The sequence below is a fragment of the Pseudomonas sp. URIL14HWK12:I6 genome, from assembly GCF_000514195.1.
Classification (GTDB): Bacteria; Pseudomonadota; Gammaproteobacteria; order Pseudomonadales; family Pseudomonadaceae; genus Aquipseudomonas; species Aquipseudomonas putida_A.
In genome coordinates, this window is the sequence record NZ_AZVL01000017.1 from 156,105 (window position 1) to 178,630 (window position 22,526).

Here is a 22,526-nt window from a genome sequence, read left to right on the forward strand (position 1 = left end):
CTCGCTCAATTCGCCCCTTTGCGAGGTTGACCGCCTAGTGTTCGCTCGTCTGTTTGCTCTGCCCTGCCTGCTCCTTGTCTGCCTGATGACGCTGCTGCCGTTGGCCCCTGCCCAGGCGGTCGGTCTGCCGGGGCTGCTGAACACCACCAAGACGCAGCCGGAGGCGCAAGAGCCGCTGGGCCAGTCGCTGGATGAAGTCATCAAGTCGCTGGAAAACGACAAGCAACGCACGCAATTGCTGAGCGATCTGAAAAAGCTGCGCGACGCCACCAAGAAAGCCCAGGCTTCACCGGAAGAAGGCGTGCTGGGCCTGATCGGCGGCACCCTGGCCAGCTTCGAGAAACAGTTCTCCGGTGACGACAGCCCGCTGACCCGCTGGTCCGACGAGTTCGATCTGGCCAGGGACGAACTCGACAACCTGATGTTGCCGGCCAGCGAATGGCTGCCGATCATCTTCGGCTTCGCGGTGATCCTGATGGTCTGGAGCCTGCTCGCCGCCGCGCTGATCTGGCTCGGTCACCGGGTGCGCATGCGCTTCGGCCTGACCGAAGAACTGCCGCAGCATCCCAAGGCCCTCGACATGCTGCGCTTCGCCCTGCGCAAGCTCGGGCCGTGGTTGATTGCATTGGTCATCACCGTTTACATGAGCTACGCGCTGCCGTCGTCATTGGGTAAAAGCCTGGCGATGGTGCTGGCTTATGCGCTGGTGGTCGGCACCTGTTTCTCGGCGATCTGCGTGATCGCCTTCTCGCTGCTCGACGGCCCGCACCGGCACCGGGCGTTGTACATCCTGCGGCATCAGGCCTTCCGTCCGTTGTGGCTGATCGGCAGCTTCGCCGCATTCGGTGAAGCGCTGAGTGACCCGCGCCTGGTCGAAGGCCTCGGCGTGCACCTGGCGCACACCACCGCGACCATCACCAACGTGCTCGCGGCGCTGTTCACCGGGCTGTTCATCCTGCGTTTCCGCCGGCCGATCGCGCACCTGATCCGCAACCAGCCGTTGTCCCGCCGCCTGACCCGCCGCGCCCTCAGCGACACCATCGATATCCTCGGCACCTTCTGGTACGTGCCGGCGCTGGTGCTGGTCGGGATCTCGCTGTTCGCCACCTTCGTCTCCGCCGGCGACACCAGCACCGCCCTGCGTCAGTCGCTGATCTGCACGGTGCTGCTGGTGATGTGCATGGTGATCAACGGCCTCGTGCGCCGTCATTCACTCAAACCGCAACGCGGGCCGAAGCGCCATGCGTTGTACTCGGAGCGCCTGAAAAGCTTCTTCTACACCCTCGCCCACCTGCTGGTGTGGCTGATCTTCATCGAGCTCGGCCTGCGCGTGTGGGGCAAGTCGCTGATCGGCTTTGCCGAGGGCGAAGGGCATGACGTCAGCGTCAAACTGTTCAGCCTGATCGGCACGCTGATTTTCTCCTGGCTGATCTGGATCCTCGCCGACACCGCCGTGCACCACGCCCTCACCCGCTCGCGCAAAGGCCTGGCGAATGCCCGCGCGCAGACGATGATGCCGCTGATCCGCAACGTGCTGTTCGTGGCGATTTTCATCATCGCGCTGATCGTCGCCCTAGCGAACATGGGCATGAACGTCACGCCACTGCTGGCCGGTGCCGGTGTGATCGGTCTGGCCATCGGTTTCGGTGCGCAGTCGCTGGTGGCGGACCTGATCACCGGCCTGTTCATCATCATCGAAGATTCGCTGGCCATTGATGACTACGTCGACGTCGGCGGCCACCTCGGCACTGTCGAAGGCCTGACCATCCGCACCGTGCGCCTGCGCGACATCGACGGCATCGTCCACACCATCCCGTTCAGCGAAATCAAAAGCATCAAGAACTACTCCCGGGAATTCGGCTACGCGATCTTCCGCGTGGCGGTGCCGTACAACATGGAAATCGACGATGCGATCAAACTGATGCGCGAAGTCGGCCAGAAAATGCGCACCGACCCACTGCAACGGCGGAACATCTGGTCGCCGCTGGAGATTCAGGGCGTGGAAAGTTTCGAGTCCGGCAGCGCGATTCTGCGAGCGCGCTTCAAGACCGCACCGATCAAACAATGGGAAGTTTCCCGAGCGTTCAACCTGTCGCTCAAACGCCATCTGGACGAAGCCGGACTCGATCTGGCGACGCCACGCATGAGCGTCCAGGTCATCACTGCCGGCGGTGGCCAGCCGAAGGAATAGCACTTCGCGCAGACACTCGGGTCACAGGCAGGGAAGCCAGAAAAACAATAACCATGGAGACACCCGATGCAGCTGACACGTATCGCCCAGACCGTTCTGCTCACTCTGCTGGCCGGCACCGCCAGCGCCGCCACCCTGGACAGCACCCGCGAACAGATCGCCACGCAAGCCAAGGCACTTGAACCGCAACTGCTGGAAACCCGCCGCAACATCCACGCGCATCCGGAACTGGGCAACACCGAAACACGCACCGCGGAACTGGTCGCCAGACAACTGAAGGCCATGGGCCTGGAAGTCAAAACCAACGTCGCCCGCACCGGCGTGGTCGCGATCCTCAAGGGCGCCCTGCCCGGCCCGACCGTGGCCTTGCGCGCCGACATGGACGCGTTGCCGGTCAAGGAAGTCGCCGACCTGCCCTTCGCCTCGAAAGCCAAAGGCACTTATCTGGACAAAGAAGTCGACGTGATGCACGCCTGCGGCCACGACGCCCACACCGCGATCCTGCTGAGCACGGCGAAAATTCTCACGGGCCTGCGCAATACCCTGCCCGGCACCGTTGTGTTCTATTTCCAGCCCGCCGAAGAAGGCCCGAGCGACTTCATCCCCGACGGCAAAAACACCTGGGGCGCGAAAATGATGGTGCAGGAAGGCGTGATGAAATCCCCCAAACCCGACGCCGTCTTCGGCCTCCACGTCTGGGCCGGCGTCCCCGCCGGCCAGATCGCCTACCGCCCCGGCGCCACCCTGGCCAGCTCCGACGACCTGCGCATCAAAATCCTCGGCAAACAAACCCACGCCGGCCGCCCGTGGGACGGCATCGACCCGATCACCGTCGGTGCACAAACCATCGTCGGCCTGCAAACCGTGGTCAGTCGCCGCACCGACATTTCGTCCTACCCGTCGGTGGTCAGCATCGGCACCATCAACGGCGGCACCCGCTACAACATCATTCCCGAATCCGTGGACATGAGCGGCACCATCCGCTCCTACGACTACGGCATCCGCCAGAAACTCCACGCCGACGTACGCCAGACCATCGAAAAAATCGCCGAAAGCGGCGGCGCGAAAGCCGACGTCACCATCATCGAAAAATACGACCCCACGATCAACAACCCGGCACTGACGGAAAAAATGCTGCCGACGTTGAAGTGGGCAGCCAAGGATGACGTGGTCAATGCATCGCTGGTGGGCGGCGCGGAAGACTTCTCGTTCTTCGCCAAGGAAGTGCCCGGGCTGTTTGTGTTTCTCGGGGTGACGCCACGGGATCAGGACATGAGCAAGGCGGCGCCGAATCACAATCCGGGATTCTTTGTGGATGAGTCGGCGCTGGTGGTTGGGGTGAGGACGATGGCGTCGTTGGCGACGGATTATTTGTATGCCAGTGCCGGGGCGGGCAAGTAGAGATGAAGTGACAGTGGGGGCGCCTTCGCGAGCAGGCTCGCTCCCACATTTGACCGTGTGCAGCCTGTTAGAGATTGGTCGGCTGTCAGGCCGCCATCGCTGGCAAGCCAGCTCCCACAGTTGGATTGAGTACAGGCAGTTGGAGATTGGTCGGCTGTCAGGCCGCCTTCGCGAGCAGGCTCGCTCCCACAGTGGGATTGGGTGCAGGCAGTTGGAGATTGGTCGGCTGTCAGGCCGCCTTCGCGAGCAGGCTCGCTCCCACAGTGGGATTGGGTGCAGGCAGTTGGAGATTGGTCGGCTGGGAGGTCACCATCACTGGCAGGCCAGCTCCCACAGAGAGATTGGGTGCAGGCAGTTAGAGATTGGTCGGCTGTCAGGCCGCCTTCGCGAGCAGGCTCGCTCCCACAGTGGGATTGGGTGCAGGCAGTTGGAGATTGGTCGGCTGTCAGGCCGCCTTCGCGAGCAAGCTCGCTCCCACAGTGGATGGGTGTGGGCTGTTGGAGTTGGTCGGCTGGGAGGTCACCACCACTGGCAGGCCAGCTCCCACAGTTGGATTGGGTGCAGGCAGTTGGAGATTGGTCGGCTGGGAGGTCGCTATCGCGAGCAGGCTCACCCCTACAGCAAAGCAAAAGCCGACCGCAGGCTCTTCACCACTCCATGGCCGAGTGTCAGCTCGCCGAAAGCTCTTGATCTTGACTCACCGGCCCGTCGGCAGGCTGAGCGGAGGGATTGATCCGGGGGTGGGAGCGAAGCGACCGTTCGACGAAGTCGAACACATCGAGAGGAGGTGCAGCGAAGCAAACCGGAGGCGATGCGCCCGGATCGATCCCGGAGCGAAGGAACCCCGAGCTTTAGCGAGCGGGCCGAACGTCAGGGCACAGACCTTTGGTTCCTTTGGGGCGTTTGCCAAAGGGACTCGCTGTAAAAGCGAAACCGCCAGTGGCAACACCCGAAGCAACGGATATACACCCAAAACCCCAAGAACCTGGTCGGCCCAAAGGCCGCCAAGGTCAAACAACATCTACACCAACGTGAATCGCATCATGCCGCCAAAACTCCAGATCACAATCAATCAACCGCTCATGCTGATCATAATTGACCCGAGCAATCCGTAACCCCGGACTCCCGACAGAAACCCGCAAAGCCGCCGCCGCATCCACCGCCAACGACGTCGGCACAATCTCGAACCGCACCCGCCCATAGTGCAAATCGTAATGCCGCGCATACAACTCGGTCATCGATTGATTCAAATCAAACCCCAGAATCCCCGGAAAATACTGCGGATTCAGATAATGCTCCACATACAACACCAGCCGCCCGTCAATCCGCCGCGACCGGCAAATCTGAATCACGCTCGACAAAGCAGGCAACTGCAACAACGCACACACCGCCACCGATGCCGGCTGCAACCGCGCCGAAATCACCTCGGTCGACGGCACCCGCCCCTGCGCACTGACCATCGCGTGAAAATGACTGCGCTGCATCAGGTTGTACGCCAGACGTGGCGGCGAAACGAACCATCCACGGCGCTCCTCGCGATAGATCTGCCCCTGCGCCTCCAGTTGCAACAGCGCCTCACGCACCGTAATGCGCGTAGTGCCGAACAACTCGCTGAGCTTGCGCTCGGCCGGCAACTTGCTCCCGGGCGCGAGCAGGCCGTGATCAAGTTGCTCCTGCAGCACCTGACCAATCGCTGTCACCGCTTTTGTTGCCTCATCGCGCATCAACGTTACCTATCTGGACTAGACCAGCACTGTTTCGGGGCAAAAACCGTACGGCCTGCAAGCCGTTTTCATGTGTTGCAAGCCTAGGCAGTGCAGATGACCGAGAGATGACAAACCCGCCCGACGGTCGCCCTCATGACTTGCAATACATCGGCCAAGTCCCTTGTCCGCCGGGGCTTTGACCTTGGTCTACGCTTACCGGGCAAGCGCCGAACCCGGGCCAATAAAAGGCCTGCCGGGCGACCGCCGACATCAAAGTGTCATCCAACCCCCTTAAATTGGCTCAGGTATTGCTGACCTAGACCAACACAAACCGCAATCGCAGCGTTGAACACGACCAAGGAGCTTCGGAATGAAACAGCTTTTCCTGGCAACACTGTTAGGCTCGACCATTGCAATGTGCACCTCCGCCATGGCGGCGGGTACCGACCTGAAAACCCTCGAAGCCGCTGCGAAAGCGGAAGGCGCCGTCAACAGCGTCGGCATGCCCGATGACTGGGCCAACTGGAAAGGCACCTGGGAAGACCTGGCCAAGACCTATGGCCTGAAACACATCGACACCGACATGAGCTCGGCCCAGGAAATCGCCAAGTTCGCCGCCGAAAAAGACAATGCCACTGCCGACATCGGCGACGTCGGTGCCGCCTTCGGCCCGATCGCGGTCAAGCAGGGCGTGGTGCAACCGTACAAACCAAGCACCTGGGATCAAGTCCCGGACTGGGCCAAGGACAAGGACGGCAACTGGGCACTGGCCTACACCGGCACCATCGCCTTCATCGTCAACAAGAAGCTGCTGCACGGCTCCGAAGTCCCGACCAAATGGGCTGACCTCAAGGGCGGCAAATACAAGGTTTCCATCGGTGACGTGAGCACCGCTGCGCAAGCCGCCAACGGCGTACTGGCCGCTGCCCTGGCCAACGGTGGCGACGAGAAGAACATCCAGCCGGCCCTGCTGCTGTTTGCAGACATCGCCAAGCAAGGTCGCCTGTCGATGGCCAACCCGACCATCGCCACCATGGAAAAAGGCGAGATCGAAGTCGGCGTGGTCTGGGACTTCAACGGCCTGAGCTACAAGGCCAAGATGGCCAACCCGGATGACTACGTGGTGCTGATCCCGTCGGATGGCTCGGTGATTTCCGGCTACACCACCATCATCAACAAGTACGCGAAAAACCCGAACGCCGCCAAGCTGACCCGCGAATACATCTTCAGCGACGCCGGCCAGACCAACCTCGCTCGCGGCAATGCTCGTCCGATCCGTGCCGAGCACCTGCAACTGCCGGAAGACGTGAAGGCCAAGCTGCTGCCGAACGAGCAGTACAAGAAGGTCACGCCGATCAAGGACGCCGACGCCTGGGAAAAAACCTCCAAGGCCCTGCCGCAGAAGTGGAACGAAGAAGTCATCGTAGAGATGAAGTAATCCTGTAAATCCCCACTGCTGGATCCATTGGAGATCCAAATGTGGGAGCGGGCTTGCTCGCGAAGGCGGTGGATCAGTCAAGCATCTATTGACTGACACTCCGCCTTCGCGAGCAAGCCCGCTCCCACAGGGGATCCAGGTTGAATCTGAAATGTCCTGTTTTCGCGGAGTTTTTGCCCCTATGAAGCACAACGTCATCCTTGTCGTGCTCGACGGTCTCAATTACGAGGTCGCGCGTCACGCCATGGGGCATCTGCAGGCTTACGTTGGCGCAGGACGCGCCGCGCTCTATCAGTTGGAGTGCGAGTTGCCGGCCCTGTCCCGACCGCTTTACGAATGCATCCTTACCGGCGTGCCGCCGATCGACAGCGGCATCGTCCACAACAACGTTGCGCGCCTGTCCAACCAGCGCAGCATCTATCACTATGCCCGCGACGCCGGCCTGAAAACCGCCGCAGCGGCCTATCACTGGGTCAGCGAGCTGTACAACCGCTCACCGTTCGTAGCGGCCCGCGACCGTCATACCGACGATCCAGCGTTACCGATCCAGCACGGGCATTTCTACTGGAACGATCACTACCCGGATTCGCACCTGTTCGCCGACGCGGAACACCTGCGCCTGCGCCATGCGCCGAACTTCCTGCTGATCCACCCGATGAACATCGACGACGCCGGTCACAAGCACGGCCTCGACTCCGCGCAATATCGCAACAGCGCGCGCTCGGCGGACATCATCCTCGCCGACTACCTGCAAGGCTGGCTCGACGCGGGTTATCAGGTGCTGGTGACTGCCGATCACGGCATGAACAACGACCGCTCGCACAACGGCTTGCTACCGGAAGAGCGCCAGGTGCCGCTGTTTATCCTCGGCAACGCCTTCAGCCTGAATGCTGACGCCGCGCCGAAGCAGACCGAGATCTGCGGCACCGTCTGCGAACTGCTCGGCGTCCCTCACGACAAACCTGTGTGCCGGGAGCTGCTCAAATGAATGCCATGACTCGCGGCAAATGGCTGGCGGCCCTGTGTCTAGTGCCGTTCGCGCTGTTCTTTATCGTGTTCGAAATCGCCCCGCTGGTCTGGGTGATGATCAACAGCCTGCAATCGGAAGAGTTCGGCTGGGGCTTCGCCAACTTCAGCAAGATCTTCAGCTCGAAGTTCTATTTGCAGGCGATTCAGTACAGCCTGGAGATCAGTTTCTGGTCGAGCGTATTCGGCATCATCATCGCCGTGCTCGGTGCGTATTCGTTGCGCCGGGTCGACTCGAAACTGCGCAACTTCGTGAATGCCTTCGCCAACATGACCAGCAACTTCGCGGGGGTGCCGCTGGCGTTCGCGTTCATCATCCTGCTCGGCTTCAACGGCAGCATCACCATCATGCTCAAGCAGGCCGGGGTCATTCAGGACTTCAACCTGTACTCGAAAACCGGTCTGATCATCCTCTACACCTACTTCCAGATTCCCCTCGGCGTGCTGCTGCTGTACCCGGCGTTCGACGCCTTGCGTGAAGACTGGCGCGAATCCGCCGCGCTGCTCGGCGCCAACGGCTGGCAGTTCTGGCGGCACATCGGTCTGCCGGTGCTGACCCCGGCCCTGCTCGGCACGTTCGTGATCCTGCTGGCCAACGCCCTCGGCGCCTACGCCACGGTGTACGCCTTGACCACCGGCAACTTCAACGTGCTGCCGATCCGCATCGCGGCAATGGTTTCCGGGGATATTTCCCTCGATCCGAATCTCGCCAGTGCCCTGGCCGTGGTGCTGGTGGCGTTGATGACTATCGTCACCGTCGTGCATCAACTGCTGTTGAAGAGGAGCTACCATGTCTCGCGCTGAATCCGGCCCGGCCGGCGTCTACCACCGCGTCGTGGTTTATCTGCTGTTCGCGATTCTGCTGCTGCCGCTGGTGGGCACGCTGATCTACTCGATTGCCAGCAGTTGGTCGGCGACCATCCTGCCCAGCGGTTTCACCTTCAAGTGGTACCTCCAGTTGTGGAGCGACCCGCGCTTCCTGCATGCCTTCGGCCAGTCGCTGCTGGTGTGCGTCGGCGCGCTGGTGCTGTCGGTGGTGCTGATCCTGCCGCTGCTGTTCGTGGTGCATTACCACTTCCCGAAACTCGATGCGCTGATGAACATCCTGATCCTGCTGCCCTTCGCGGTGCCGCCGGTGGTGTCGTCGGTGGGTCTGTTGCAACTGTACGGTTCCGGGCCGCTGGCGATGGTCGGCACACCGTGGATTCTGATCGGTTGCTACTTCACCGTGGCGCTGCCGTTCATGTACCGGGCGATCACCAACAACCTGCAGGCGATCAACCTGCGCGACCTGATGGACGCTGCGCAACTGCTCGGCGCCAGCACCTTTCAGGCGGCATTTCTGGTGGTGCTGCCGAACCTGCGCAAGGGCCTGATGGTCGCGTTGCTGCTGTCGTTCTCGTTCCTGTTCGGTGAGTTCGTGTTCGCCAACATCCTCGTTGGCACGCGCTACGAAACCCTGCAGGTGTACCTGAACAACATGCGCAACAGCAGCGGCCACTTCACCAGTGCGCTGGTGATCTCGTACTTCTTTTTCGTGCTGGTCCTGACCTGGATCGCCAACATCTTGAACAAGGACAAAAGCGAATGAGCTATGTCAGCGTCCAACACCTGCAGAAAAACTACGCGGGCACGACCGTGTTCAGCGACATCAACTGCGAAATCAACAAGGGCGAATTCGTCACCCTGCTCGGCCCTTCCGGTTGCGGCAAGTCCACGCTGCTGCGCTGCATTGCCGGCCTGACGCCGGTGGATGGCGGCAAGATCCTGCTTGATGGCGTCGACATCGTGCCGCTGAGCCCGCAGAAACGCGGGATCGGGATGGTGTTCCAGAGCTACGCGCTGTTCCCCAACATGACCGTCGAACAGAACGTCGCCTTCGGCCTGCGCATGCAAAAAGTCAACTCGGACGACAGCCACAAGCGTGTCGCCGAGGTGCTGAAACTGGTTGAGCTCAACGACTTCGCCAGCCGTTATCCGCATCAGCTCTCCGGCGGCCAGTGTCAACGCGTGGCCCTCGCCCGCTCGCTGGTGACCCGTCCACGCCTGTTACTGCTGGATGAACCGCTGTCGGCGCTGGATGCGCGTATCCGCAAACACCTGCGTGAACAGATCCGGCAGATCCAGCGCGAACTCGGCCTGACCACGATTTTCGTCACCCACGACCAGGAAGAAGCATTGACCATGTCCGACCGGATTTTCCTGATGAACCAAGGGAAGATCGTGCAGAGCGGCGATGCCGAAACCCTCTACACCGCACCAGTGGACATATTCGCCGCAGGCTTCATCGGCAACTACAACTTGCTTGACGCCGACAGCGCCTCGAAGTTGTTGCAACGGCCGATCAACCACCGCATCGCGATTCGCCCGGAAGCCATCGAACTGAGCCTCAATGGCGAACTCGATGCGCAGATCCGCAGCCACAGCCTGCTCGGTAACGTGATCCGCTATCGAGTCGAAGCGCGTGGCGTGGAACTGGTGGTGGACGTGCTCAACCGCTCGGCGGCGGATCTGCATCCCGACGGGCAGCGTCTGGCGCTTTCCATCGATCCGACGGCCCTGTGTGAGGTAGCCTGATGACTTTGCTGACGTTGAAGAGAGAACTGCACTGATGGCCCTGGCAATTTTTGATCTGGACGAAACCCTGATCCACGGCGACTGCGCCACCCTCTGGAGCGAGCAGATGGGGCGCCTGGGCTGGGTCGATCCCGAGTCGTTCATGCGCAAGAACAACGAACTGATGGACGCTTACAGCCATGGCAAATTGCGCATGGAAGAATTCATGGCGTTCAGCCTCGAACCCATGGTCGGCCGTACCCCGGAGGAAGTCGAACACCTGGTCGGCCCGTGGGTGGAAGACTTCATCGAACCGATCATCTTCAGCGACGCGACCAAAACCATCGCCGCCCACCGCAAGGCCGGCGACCGGATTCTGGTGATCTCGGCTTCCGGCACGCACCTGGTCAAACCGATCGCCGAGCGCCTGGGCATCGACGAAATTCTCGGCATAGAACTGGACGTTGCGCACGGCGTTTACACTGGCCAGACCGTCGGCACGCTGACCTACCGCGAAGGCAAGATCACCCGCCTGCTGGAATGGCTGGATGCCGAGGAAGAGAACCTGGAAGGCGCGAGTTTCTACTCCGACTCACGCAACGATTTGCCATTGTTGCTGAAGGTGGACTTCCCGCATGTGGTGAATCCGGATCCGGTCCTGCTGGAGCACGCCGAAAAAGCAGGCTGGCCGATCCATCTCTGGAAATAACCAAAGATCCAGATATGGATTATTGACTGTGGCAAGGGAGCTTGCCGAAAAATCCGGCTAAACATCGATCCAAATGTGGGAGCGGGCTTGCTCGCGAAGGCGGAGTGTCAGTCGATAAATTCGTGTCTGATTCACCGCTTTCGCGAGCAAGCCCGCTCCCACAGGGGTTTGTGTTTTCAGGTGAGGCTGTCGTCAATCACCAACACCACTTTCCCCGACACCGTATTACTCGCCAGCTCGGCAAACGCCGCTTCGGCGTCTTTCACCGGGAAGGTTTTCGCCAATTGCGGACTCAACCGCCCTTCGGCAAACAGCGGCCACACATGCTGGCTCAAATCGCTGAACAGGTCGGCCTTGAACTGATCGTCGCGACTGCGCAACGTCGAACCGAGCAACTGCACGCGCTTGGCCAGTACCTGTGCCAGGTCCAGTTTCGCCTCACGTCCGCCCATCAGGCCGATCAGTACCCAGCGTCCGTCCAGCGCCGTCAGCTTGAGGTTCAGTGCCGCATAGTTGCCGCCGACCGGATCAAGGATCACGTCAAACGGCCCGAAGTCGCGCAGGCTTTCCAGATCATCGGTGCGCACCACGCCGCCCTGGGCTCCCAGCGCCTCACAGTAGGCCAATCGCTCAGCCGACCCGACGCTGACCCAACAGGGATTGCCGAACGCCTTGCATAGCTGAATGGCGGCTGAACCAATTCCACTGGCCCCGGCGTGCAGGAGAACCTTCTCGCCGGGTTTCAGCGCCGCCAGTTGAAACACGTTGAGCCAGACCGTTGCATAAACCTCGGGTAATGCCGCGGCCTCGATCAACGAAACGCCCTCGGGCACCGGCAGCACGTGCCGTCCATCGACCACCACCTCCTCGGCCATTCCGCCCCCGGCCAGCAAGGCGCAGACCCGGTCGCCGACCTGCCAGGACGAGCCGGCGCCGACTTCGCTGATCACCCCGGAACACTCCAGACCGAGCACCTGACTGGCGCCCGGCGGCGGTGGATAAAGCCCGGCTTTCTGTAATAAATCGGCGCGATTGAGGCCCGCAGCCGCCACGCGAATGCGCACTTGTCCTACATCACATGCCGGACTCGGCTCTTCAAGCCATGCCACTTGACCTTCAACGCCTTGCAATGCCTTCACAGTGCCTCCATAGTGAGTCTGGACTGAGCCCGAAGCTGTAGCGCCGGGCTTTTTGCATTATGCGACCGGCTCTCGTAGAACCGGCGACTTCAAAGACGGCCTAATATGCGTTATCAATTGTCCCCGCGTCGAATCAGCATGAAGCATTTGCTCCCCAGCACCGCCCTCGCTCTTTTCATCGGTATCGGCTTGTTGCCGGTGTCGGGCACTACATTCGCAGCCAACAGCTGGGACAAGTTGCAGCCGGATCGCGACGAAGTGATCGCCAGCCTCAACGTCGTCGAGTTGCTCAAGCGTCACCACTACAGCAAGCCGCCGCTCGACGATGCGCGCTCGGTGATCATCTACGACAGCTACATCAAGCTGCTGGACCCGTCGCGCAGCTACTTCATGGCCAGCGACATCGCCGAATTCGACAAGTGGAAGACCCAGTTCGACGACTTCCTCAAAAGCGGCGACCTCAACGCCGGGTTCACCATCTACAAGCGCTATCTGGACCGCGTCAAGGCGCGCCTGGACTTCGCCATTGCGGAGCTGAACAAGGGCGTCGACAAGATGGACTTCACCACCAAGGAAACCTTGCTGATCGATCGCAAGGACGCCCCTTGGCTCAAATCCACCGCTGAACTCGACGACCTGTGGCGCAAACGCGTCAAGGACGAAGTGCTGCGGCAGAAGATCGCCGGCAAGGATTCCAAGCAGATCCAGGAAACCCTGACCAAGCGCTACAAGAACCAGTTGGCGCGCCTGGACCAGACTCGCGCGGAAGACATCTTCCAGGCGTACATCAACACCTTCGCCATGTCCTACGACCCGCATACCAACTATCTGTCGCCGGATAACGCGGAGAACTTCGACATCAACATGAGCCTGTCCCTCGAGGGCATCGGCGCCGTGTTGCAGAGCGACAACGATCAAGTGAAAGTCGTGCGCCTGGTGCCGGCAGGCCCGGCCGACAAGACCAAGCAGGTCGCACCGGCCGACAAGATCATCGGCGTTGCCCAAGGCAACAAAGAGATGGTCGACGTGGTGGGCTGGCGCCTGGACGAAGTGGTCAAGCTGATCCGCGGCCCGAAAGGTACCGTGGTGCGCCTGGAAGTGATTCCGGCCAGCAATGCGCCGAACGACCAGACCAGCAAGATCGTGCCGATCACCCGTGAAGCGGTGAAGCTTGAAGACCAGGCGGTGAAAAAGTCCGTGCTGAACCTGAAACAGGACGGCAAGGACTACAAGCTCGGCATCATCGAGATCCCGGCCTTCTACCTCGACTTCAAGGCGTTCCGTGCCGGTGATCCGGACTACAAGAGCACCACCCGTGACGTCAAGAAACTGCTGACCGAACTGCAGAAAGAGAAAGTCGACGGCGTGGTCATCGACCTGCGCAACAACGGCGGCGGCTCCCTGCAGGAAGCCACCGAGCTGACCAGCCTGTTCATCGACAAAGGCCCAACCGTACTCGTGCGTAACGCCGATGGCCGCGTCGATGTGCTGGAAGATGAAAACCCGGGCGCGTTCTACAAAGGCCCGATGGCTCTGCTGGTCAACCGCCTGTCCGCCTCGGCTTCGGAGATTTTCGCCGGCGCCATGCAGGACTACCATCGCGCATTGATCATCGGTGGCCAGACCTTCGGCAAAGGCACCGTGCAGACCATTCAGCCGCTGAACCATGGCGAACTGAAACTGACCCTGGCCAAGTTCTACCGGGTTTCCGGGCAGAGCACGCAGCATCAGGGCGTACTGCCGGACATCGACTACCCGTCGATCATCGACACCAAGGAAATCGGCGAAAGCGCCCTGCCGGAAGCCATGCCGTGGGACACCATCAAGGCAGCGATCAAGCCGGCCTCCGATCCGTTCAAGCCGTACCTGGCGCAGCTCAAGTCCGAGCATGACGCACGCAGCGCCAAAGATGCCGAGTTCGTGTTCATCCGTGACAAGCTGGCCCTGGCGCAGAAGCTGATGGAAGAAAAAACCGTCAGCCTCAACGAAGCCGACCGCCGTGCCCAGCACGCGGACATCGATGCCAAGCAACTGGCCATGGAAAACATTCGTCGCAAAGCCAAAGGCGAAGAACCGCTCAAAGAGCTGAAGAAAGAAGATGAAGACGCGCTGGCTGCGGCTGAGCCGGACAAGGTCAAACCAGAAGACGACGCCTACCTGAGCGAAACCGGGCGCGTGCTGCTGGATTATCTGAAGCTGAGCAATCAGGTGGCCAAGAAGTAAGATGATGGCAATTTAGTGGTGACGCTCCCCGGAGCGTCATCAAACAGTCATCATTCTGTCGTGAAATAAAGGACTGGGAGCGCCTCTTCAAGCAAGAGCGCTCCCAGTCCTTTTTTTATCGCCAGAGATTGCCATGACCACGACCGAACAGCTGAGTGCCTTGAGCTCGATCCTGACTCAAAGCGGTTTGCACAGCCTGTTCCAGCCGATCATCTGTCTCTCCGAGCGTCGTATTCTCGGCTACGAAGCTCTCACTCGCGGCCCGTCCAACAGCCCTCTGCATTCGCCAATCGCGCTGTTCGCCGTGGCGCGTCAGGCCGGCCGCCTGAGCGAACTGGAAATTGCCTGCCGCCAGTCTGCCTGCCGTCGTTTCAACGAGCAGCAACTGCCGGGCAAGCTGTTCCTCAACGTCTCACCGGAATCCCTGCTTGAAGCCGCGCACCAACCGGGGCGGACCCTGCAACTGCTGCAGGACTTCGGTATTCCACCCAGCCAAGTAGTGATCGAACTCACCGAACAGACGCCAATCGACGATTTCCAGTTGCTGCAAACCGCCCTGCATCACTATCGGGCGATGGGCTTTTCGATTGCATTGGATGACTTGGGTGCCGGCTATTCGAGCTTGCGTCTATGGTCGGAGCTGCGTCCGGACTATGTGAAAATCGACCGCCACTTCATCGACGGCATCCATCAGGACGCATTGAAACGCGAGTTCGTCGGCTCGATCCTGCAAATCGCCAAGGCTTCGCGGGCGCAGGTGATTGCCGAGGGGATCGAGTTGCCGGAAGAACTGGCGGTGCTGACCGAGATGGGCGTCGATCTGGTGCAGGGTTACCTGCTCGCTCGCCCTCAGGAGCATCCGCCCCGCGATGCCCGGGCCTTGATGCCGAAACACGACAGCAGCGCCGTGGCATTGAACGACGAAGGCAGCGATCTCAGCGCCCTGCTCAACGACCAACCGGCGGTGCATCGCGACACACCCACCGCTTCGGTGCTGGAAGCCTTCCGCCGCCAGGCCAATCTGAACTCACTGGCGGTGCTCGACGCACAGGGCCAGCCGTGCGGCATCGTCCATCGCCATTCGTTGTCCGACGCACTTCTCAAACCGTTCGCCACCGACCTGTTCGCACGCAAACCGATCAGCCGCCTGATGAACGACGACTTCCTCGCCGTGGAAATGAGCCAGTCGCTGCAACAGGTCAGCCGCCTGATCACCAGCCGCGCCCGGCAGCGCATCGAAGAAGATTTCATCATCACCCTCAACGGCGGTTATCTGGGCCTTGGCCGGGTGATCGACGTGCTCAAACTGATCACCGAACTGAAAATCCAGCAGGCGCGCTACGCCAACCCGTTGACCCTGCTGCCCGGCAACGTGCCGATCCAGCAATGCCTGACCCGCCTGCTGCAACAGGGCCGCGAATCGATCATCTGCTACGTCGACATCGACAGCTTCAAACCCTTCAACGACATCTACGGCTACGGCCGTGGCGACGAAGTCCTGCTGTGCCTGGCGCAATGTCTGAACGAACGCGTCGACCCGTCCCGCGACTTCGTCGGCCACATCGGCGGCGACGACTTCCTGCTGGTGCTCGGCCCGGAAGACTGGCGCAAACGCCTCAACCAACTGCTCGACGACTTCCAGAGCCAATGCCGCCGCTTCTATCGCCCTGAGCATCTTGAGGCCGGCTGCTTCATCGCGCCGAATCGCCAGGGTGTGCGGCAGGAGTTTCCACTTCTATCGTTATCGATCGGCGTAGTCCACCTGCAACCCGAGGCCTGCGCAGAACTGGATGCGAGTCAACTGGCGGAGATGGCTTCGCAGGCGAAACATCATGCGAAGAATGTTCCGGGGTATAGCGTGCATGTGATTGATAGCCTTGCTGCTGCCGACCTTCAACTGCCGCAACTGATTGGCCAACGCTGACTCTCCAAACAACATCATCCCCTGTGGGAGCGGGCTTGCTCGCGAAGGGATCAGTAGCATCACTCAAGATTCCGCTTCTAATGCCGGCTACCACGTGGAGCAGTCTTCCTGACTGGCGAGATACAACTCATCAATCCAAACTTCGGAGAGAATAGAGTACACATGCTCAAAAAAACTCCTGGGATCTTTTATTTCATTCCAGCCAAGTGGAAGCAATGAATGAGAAAAAGGATCATGTTTAAAAACCTCAGAGAGCTTACTCGCTTCGCCATCCAGAGCCTCACCCAATACAAAAAACAAGACAAATTTGTGCCGATGAGTCAAACCCGAAAATCTTCTCACAATAAATTTATAAATTAATTCCGCTCTATCTGAAGGACACTCAGGATCGTACTCTGCCAACTCTGCGCCCAGCGTCTCTTCGCGATCGTATATATCAAACCCACCAAGAAAGTGCTTCAACTTAGGGCTGTATGGAACATCAAGATAGGGATGCATCAACATCAAACGTGCTCCACCGGATATAGAGCGAAAGGTTGCAATGTTTCAAAGTCAAATTTCATTTCAAACCCATTCATTTTTTGAATGTAGCGGGGTTCTGATGGATCTGATGGGTTAGGTTCGTACCCTTCCCCCACATCTTCGGCAGCCATTCTCACAACCAAATTACCCATGCTGTCTTCTCCCGTGAATCGCGACATCTTCCGTGCCTCTCTTGTCATCGCTTCATTTAAAGCATTCAACTGCGCTCGATGGGTTAAAAACCGCGAACTATAAACACCTCTGAACATCTTCCACCTGTTCCCTAACTCAACTCATTATCGAAAAACAGCAAAAAACAAATCTTTCAAATTAAGAATCAAAACTCTATAAAATTTTCTACCTTTGACATCAACCATTAGAAAACCGATCTCGAAAAAATCAAGCCCCACAAAGATTAGAGGCGATGAATCGCTTTAAGAACTAATCCAATTCATATAAAAAAATCGTTGCTCATCTGGATCGCTTGTTAAATCCTGATCTTCATAATCAAATATATATACAAGATCATCTAAAGAGGCTTCTTTACCAACCACTAGTTCGTATGCTTTCAGTCCAAGAGACATTTGAGAAGACATGCTTGACGGATGAACATTTATTTTCGCCCCCTTGCAAAAAAACGTTAACTCTGGATTATCTTTCCTCAACAAAGCAAAACATTTATAAAAATCACACCCAAAGTAGATCCGCTTACACCCACTTTCACAAATGAATGCTATTGATATTTCCTCACGATTACAAACCAGGTCAATCTCTTGCCTGTCATTACCATCTGAAATTTTAATTGTAGCTACAAACACTGATTTCATTTGTCTATTTTCCTATGCGGATTTGGAATGGAATAGCCAAACTCCTTACCATCATCAATAATTAATGTAGCACCGAGAACATCCTCCCTCCTTATCCTACCTGGGATTGCAATTTCCTGTTCTTTACTAAAATTATAGGCTGCTCCTAGCTCTTTTTTAAGATCGCGACCTGGAATCATTTTAAGTGTGTAAAGAAACCCTGGCCTTGTGAAGTAGCTTGTAGCGAATGCTTTTCCCATATCTCTCGAAAGAGATGTGCTAATAAAGTTACTAGGAGGAAAGTCGCTATCGATTGAGTGAAGAAATAGATCATTGCTATCTCCTTTACTTTTAAAACCGTGCTCAAAAACTTCCGAAGGATCCTTCGTATCTCCACGGTACAAATACGTATTTTTAGTTTTCGCTGCGGGAGGAGAGGAAATAGCTTCCCCTCCAAGTATCTTTTTAGTCGGATCGTTTGATTCAAAAGACGGTTTGTTGCACCCCGCTCCTCCCGGGCAATCATTCAACCCCAACGGATCCACCCAACCCGTCGGATTCGGCACGTACTGGTATTGGTTTAGTCCTCCAGCCAACTTCACCGGATCCGGCGTCAGATACCTGCCCAACCTCGGGTCGTAATACCGATGCCGGTTGTAATGCAGCCCGCTTTCCGCATCGAAATACTGCCCCTGAAAGCGCAGCGGCTGGTCCAGGTAGTCCTCGCCCGCGAGGGTGATCGCCGATACCTTGCCGTAGGCGTCGTATTGCGCCGACCAGACGATTTCGCCGCTGTAGTCGGTGAGTTCCTGCGGGGTGCCGAGGTGGTCGAGTTGGTAGTAGAACGGGCAAGCCTTTTTCGGGCCTTTGCCGTCGAGCAGCGCCAGGGGGCGGAAGGTGCCGGGTTCGTAGACGTAGCTGCGGTGGTGGGTTTTGCTGCTTTCGGCGACGAGGTGGTCGCCTTGCCAGAAGAACTCGGTGGTCTGGCCGTCGACGGTTTTGCGGATGCGCCGGCCGAAGGCGTCGTACTGGTAGGACGCGGTTTGGCCATCGGCGCGGGTCAGGCCGATCAGGCGGTGCTGGCAGTCGTAGCGGTATTCGGTGACGAGTTGCTGGTCACGGCCACGGCGTTCGCGGATCAGGTTGCCGAAGGCGTCGTAGTCGTAATGCCGGTCGCCCTGCATCAGCAGGCGGTTGCCCTTGATCCGGGTCGGGCCGGGGCGATCTTGCATCAGCAGGTTGCCGGCGGGATCGTGGGCGAAGGATTCGGGTAGTTCGTCGCGCGAGTGGCGCACGCGGATCAAGCGGTCGAGGGCGTCGTAGCCGTAGGTGCGCTGGCCATGGCGGCTGTCGGCGATGTGCTCGAGGTTGCCGTTGGCGCTGTAGGCATAATCCCGGCGATACAGCGAGTCGTGCTGATGGCCTACAGCGTGGGCGAGTAAACGGCCCTGATCGTCGTAGGCATAATCGCTGAGCAGCAGGCCTTGCTGGCGTTGTTGCTCACGACCGCATTCAAACTGATGGCTGGTCAGCCGCGTGCCATTGAGGTCGATCGCCGTCAGCGCACCGCCCTTGGCGTAGTGGTAATCGAGCTTGCTGTTGTCCGGCAGACGCTGGCGCTTGAGCTGGCCGCAGGCGTCGTAGGCATAACGCAAGGTGCCCCAGCCCTGATGCTCGGTGATCAGCCGGTCCTGCCGGTCGTATTCAAAGGCCAGCGGATGTTGCTGGCCGTCATCGACCCTGGTCAAACGGCCCAAGCGGTCGTAGGTGTAAGCCACCTGAACCCCGTCGGGCAGGGTCTTGAGCAGCAGACGCCCGGCCGCATCACGCGCGTAGGCAGTGACCAGCGTCGAGCCGTCATCGCCGAACTCGGTCTTTTCCAGCAGGTGCCCGTTGCGGTCGTAGGCGTAAGCGGTGCGCCGACCATCGACGCCGGTTTCCTGTCGGATCAATCCGGTTGGCGTGTAGTCCAGCCGGTACTTTTCCCCGGATTCGTTCTCGATTTCCGTGAGCAACAACTGCGCATGGTCGTAGCGGTACTGCACCCGCGTGCCGTCGGGATTGATCTTGCGCGAGACCAGATGCAGGTCGTCGTCATACTCGTAGCGGGTGATGCGCCCGAGTTCGTCGCGTTCGGCAGTGACTTGGCCGTAAGCGCCATAGCTGTAGGCGCGAGTGGCGCCTGTAGGAAAGGTCGTCTGAATTAGTCGGCCAACCGCATCCCACTGCTGGCGGGTGATCGCGGCGTGCTCGTCGCAAGTGGTCGTCCGTCGCCCCAGCGCATCGTAGGAAAAGCGCCGCACACCACCGTCGGGCAGGGTTTCCTCGATCAGTTGCCCGAGGTCGTTCCACGACAACTTGTGCCGGCTGCTGTCCGGATAGCGGATCGACAGCAACTGCCCGCGCGTGTCGTAGTAGTAATGGGTGACCTGACCGTCGGGATCGACCGCCTCGGTGACATCGCCCTCGGTGTTGCGTCGGAACGTCCACACCACCTCGCCGCGAGAACGGCTGTGCAGGAAACCGTTGCGGTACTCGTAGGACGTTGGCTCATCGTCCGGCGGAAGCAGCGCGATCAGCCGTCCAACGTCGTCGTAGCGGTATTCGGTGACCGCGCCCAGCGGATCCTGCTCGGCGATCAGCCGGCCCTGATCGTCATAAGCCTTGAGGTGCTCACCGCCATCGGCCTCGACCTTGCGCACCAGCCGTGCGCTGTCATCGTGGACGTAGGTTTCTTCGCTGCCATCGACGTAGTGCACCGCGACGCTGCCGTCATCGGCCCAGACGTAACGCGTGTCCATCTGCGCGAACGACGCCCAATGGCGCACGCAGCGCGCCGCCTTGCCCGAGCGCTCCCACTCCCAGAAAAAGCTCGCGCCGCCGGTCAGTTGCCGCTGCAGGATGACGTGCTGATCGTCGTAGTCGTAACGCTCGCTGTCACCGACCGCATTGGTCGCGGCCAACAACCGCTGACGCGCGTCGTAGCAATAACTGACCAGCGTTTGCTCGGTGCGCCAGCCATCAGCCTCAAGCACCTGGTAATCAACCGCGACCAGATGCGCCCGGTCATAGCGCAAAAGCAGCGACCGCCCGGCCCCGTTATCCAGGCGCTGCACACGCTCGGAAAAATCGCGATGCACCGTCAGACGATTGCCATACGCATCACTGAACGCCACCAGCCGCCCGGCACGAAAGTGATAAAACCGCGCCGCATCCCCGGCCAGCGCGAGGATCAGTTCCTCTGGCTCATCACCGAGAAAAATCGCTGCCCGCGACAAGCTGTTGTGAATCGCCGGGCGCTCCACACTGGGCAAGGGAAACCGCGTGCGGCGGTTCTCGTGATCGACCCAGATCACCGCCTCGCCATCGAACTCCAGCCGATGCGCCAGCGAATGGCTCCAGCCAAACCCCAGCCCGACATCAACCTCCACCGCGCTGGTGCGGTACAACCGGGTGAACTCGAACGGCAGCAGGCCATCGAGCGTGCCGTCGGTCAGGGTCAGCAATTCCTCGCCGGTAACCATCGACACCGGACAGCCGTTGGTGCAGGTCAACGGGGCGCAATCGGCGCTGTCGCCGTTGGGGTTTTTCGCTTGATCGGGAGCGTTATCGTGGTGCTCGTTTTTCTTCAGGGCGGCATTGCGCTTCGCATCCCAGCGCAATTGCATGCGGCCCTTTTTCACCCCGGCGGCGATACCCCGCGCGGCGACAGTTTTGTACTGGTCGACGTAATGGATGAACGTGTTGACGATGCCGAACATCGCCTTGACCAGGCGTTTCACAACCGAGAGCAAATGGGCGGCGCGATCCGCCAGGCGTAGCGTCAGATAAGCGATCCCGGCGCCAGCCCCGACGAATGTCAACACAACGCCGATCAGCACATCGATCAGCACCTGCACGATCATCATCGACGCCGTTTCAGCGGTTTTGCCGGCGATCTGGCTGGGCGGCAGCATCTCCAGCCAGAGACTCGCACTGCGCAGCAGCAAACACAGCGCCGCCTCATCACTGACCAGCAACTGCAGCTTTTGCATGACATCCGGAGCTGATTCTGCGAGATGAATCAGATCAGCCGCGCCGCTTCCCAGCCGCTCGGCAAATGCGCCTGGATCCTTGAGAATCTCCGACAGCATGCCGATGCTGTCCCATACCCCCTCGATCGCCGCCCAGCTCCCGGCGAGCATGCCGTTGCCCGCCGCCGTCGCCACCGACTGCGACCACTGCGGCTTGAACCCCTGCCACTCGCTGCGCAACCAGCCATCCAGCTCGCCGGTCAAGCCGTTGTAGGACTGGAACAGCGCCTCGATCTGCTCCGGGGTAACGTCGCTGTGCACCTGCACGCGATAGAACTTGCCTGGCGTACCGGCGAATGTTCCCCGGCCTTGCGCATCAAGTGCGACGGGGAAAGTTTGGCCATCACCCACCGCCACCACATCCACCACGATGTCGCCCAGCGGAATGTCGTACACCGACTCGAATTTGCTCTCGATCGCCAGCACCCCGCTTTTCGGGCACTGCACGACGCCGGAGGCAAACTCACTGTCGCCCGTGCTGACGGCGGTGACGCGATCACCGAAGCGGATAACCCGCTCCATGCCCATCAGCGACGGCAAATCCGCCGCATGGCTGACCTGATCGGCCGCTCTGCTGAACCAATGTTCAAGCTGCTGGCGATAGAGGCTGAGGGTGTCGGGGAAGCTGTCGAGTTCCTGCTCGATACGGCTGACGGCTTCCATCAGCGCACGCGACGATGCGGGGTGGAATGAAAAACCGGGTCAAACATGAGCGTTCCCTCGCGCAAAAATTAGGCGCGGGGACTTTGCGGGGGATCAATCAGGAAAGAAGTCAGGCGAGTAGGTGTTTGCTGTAGGACTAATCTGCAAAA

Annotated in this window: 16 protein-coding genes; 10 read left to right on the top strand and 6 right to left on the bottom strand. The window is 59.6% G+C overall.

The window, feature by feature from the left end; genetic code table 11:
• Nucleotides 1-37 precede the first annotated feature (37 nt).
• Both H043_RS0120125 and H043_RS0120130 read left to right on the top strand, forming a co-directional pair.
• Complete coding sequence (locus H043_RS0120125; protein WP_027613353.1) at nt 38-2,191, top strand: mechanosensitive ion channel family protein; 2,154 nt, start codon at nt 38-40, stop codon at nt 2,189-2,191.
• 66 nt (nt 2,192-2,257) lie between these two features.
• Nucleotides 2,258-3,592, top strand: coding sequence for an amidohydrolase (locus tag H043_RS0120130; protein WP_027613354.1), 1,335 nt, complete (start codon nt 2,258-2,260; stop codon nt 3,590-3,592).
• Nucleotides 3,593-4,602: 1,010 nt separating this feature from the next.
• On the opposite strand, the gene H043_RS0120135 is transcribed toward H043_RS0120130, so the two are convergent.
• On the bottom strand, nt 4,603-5,316 hold the full coding sequence (locus H043_RS0120135) for a UTRA domain-containing protein (RefSeq protein ID WP_027613355.1): 714 nt from the start codon (nt 5,314-5,316) through the stop codon (nt 4,603-4,605).
• Nucleotides 5,317-5,668: 352 nt separating this feature from the next.
• On the opposite strand from H043_RS0120135, the gene H043_RS0120140 reads away from it, so the two are divergent.
• The 6 genes from H043_RS0120140 to H043_RS0120165 all read left to right on the top strand — a co-directional run bounded on the left by H043_RS0120140 (nt 5,669) and on the right by H043_RS0120165 (nt 11,027).
• Nucleotides 5,669-6,736: an ABC transporter substrate-binding protein gene (locus H043_RS0120140; protein WP_027613356.1), complete on the top strand. Its 1,068-nt coding sequence runs from the start codon at nt 5,669-5,671 to the stop codon at nt 6,734-6,736.
• 181 nt (nt 6,737-6,917) lie between these two features.
• Nucleotides 6,918-7,724 carry an alkaline phosphatase family protein gene (locus H043_RS0120145; protein ID WP_027613357.1) on the top strand — a complete coding sequence of 269 codons (807 nt, stop codon included), beginning with the start codon at nt 6,918-6,920 and terminating at the stop codon, nt 7,722-7,724.
• A 5-nt stretch (nt 7,725-7,729) separates the two neighbouring features.
• Entirely contained in the window at nt 7,730-8,566 is an 837-nt protein-coding gene (locus H043_RS0120150) for an ABC transporter permease subunit (protein ID WP_177325647.1), read from the top strand.
• Nucleotides 8,553-9,353, top strand: a complete 801-nt coding sequence (locus H043_RS0120155) for an ABC transporter permease (RefSeq protein WP_007965346.1) — start codon at nt 8,553-8,555, stop codon at nt 9,351-9,353. Before H043_RS0120150 ends, H043_RS0120155 begins: the two co-directional genes overlap by 14 nt.
• A complete protein-coding gene (locus H043_RS0120160) occupies nt 9,350-10,339 on the top strand; it encodes an ABC transporter ATP-binding protein (RefSeq protein ID WP_027613359.1) in 990 nt (329 codons plus the stop codon). Before H043_RS0120155 ends, H043_RS0120160 begins: the two co-directional genes overlap by 4 nt.
• Nucleotides 10,340-10,373: 34 nt before the next feature.
• Nucleotides 10,374-11,027 (top strand): HAD family phosphatase, encoded by a 654-nt coding sequence (locus tag H043_RS0120165; protein ID WP_027613360.1) that lies wholly within the window; start codon nt 10,374-10,376, stop codon nt 11,025-11,027.
• 176 nt (nt 11,028-11,203) lie between these two features.
• Here H043_RS0120165 and H043_RS0120170 read toward each other — a convergent pair whose 3' ends face one another.
• Nucleotides 11,204-12,166, bottom strand: a complete 963-nt coding sequence (locus tag H043_RS0120170; RefSeq protein WP_027613361.1) for a zinc-binding dehydrogenase — start codon at nt 12,164-12,166, stop codon at nt 11,204-11,206.
• Between the two features lie 138 nt (nt 12,167-12,304).
• On the opposite strand from H043_RS0120170, the gene H043_RS0120175 reads away from it, so the two are divergent.
• Nucleotides 12,305-14,389 (top strand): carboxy terminal-processing peptidase, encoded by a 2,085-nt coding sequence (locus tag H043_RS0120175; protein WP_167734107.1) that lies wholly within the window; start codon nt 12,305-12,307, stop codon nt 14,387-14,389.
• Nucleotides 14,390-14,522: 133 nt separating this feature from the next.
• Nucleotides 14,523-16,313 carry a bifunctional diguanylate cyclase/phosphodiesterase gene (locus H043_RS0120180; RefSeq protein ID WP_027613363.1) on the top strand — a complete coding sequence of 597 codons (1,791 nt, stop codon included), beginning with the start codon at nt 14,523-14,525 and terminating at the stop codon, nt 16,311-16,313.
• Nucleotides 16,314-16,400: 87 nt separating this feature from the next.
• Here the strand turns inward: H043_RS0120180 and H043_RS0120185 are convergent, their stop codons facing one another.
• From H043_RS0120185 to H043_RS31020, 4 genes are all read right to left on the bottom strand, one after another.
• Complete coding sequence (locus H043_RS0120185; RefSeq protein ID WP_027613364.1) at nt 16,401-16,817, bottom strand: hypothetical protein; 417 nt, start codon at nt 16,815-16,817, stop codon at nt 16,401-16,403.
• Nucleotides 16,817-16,987 carry a hypothetical protein gene (locus H043_RS0120190; RefSeq protein ID WP_238547078.1) on the bottom strand — a complete coding sequence of 57 codons (171 nt, stop codon included), beginning with the start codon at nt 16,985-16,987 and terminating at the stop codon, nt 16,817-16,819. The genes H043_RS0120185 and H043_RS0120190 overlap by 1 nt, the downstream gene beginning before the upstream one ends.
• Before the next feature lie 282 nt (nt 16,988-17,269).
• Entirely contained in the window at nt 17,270-17,662 is a 393-nt protein-coding gene (locus H043_RS29885) for a hypothetical protein (protein WP_081730257.1), read from the bottom strand.
• Nucleotides 17,659-22,377, bottom strand: a complete 4,719-nt coding sequence (locus H043_RS31020) for an RHS repeat-associated core domain-containing protein (RefSeq protein ID WP_049827916.1) — start codon at nt 22,375-22,377, stop codon at nt 17,659-17,661. The genes H043_RS29885 and H043_RS31020 overlap by 4 nt, the downstream gene beginning before the upstream one ends.
• Between the last annotated feature and the right edge of the window lie 149 nt (nt 22,378-22,526).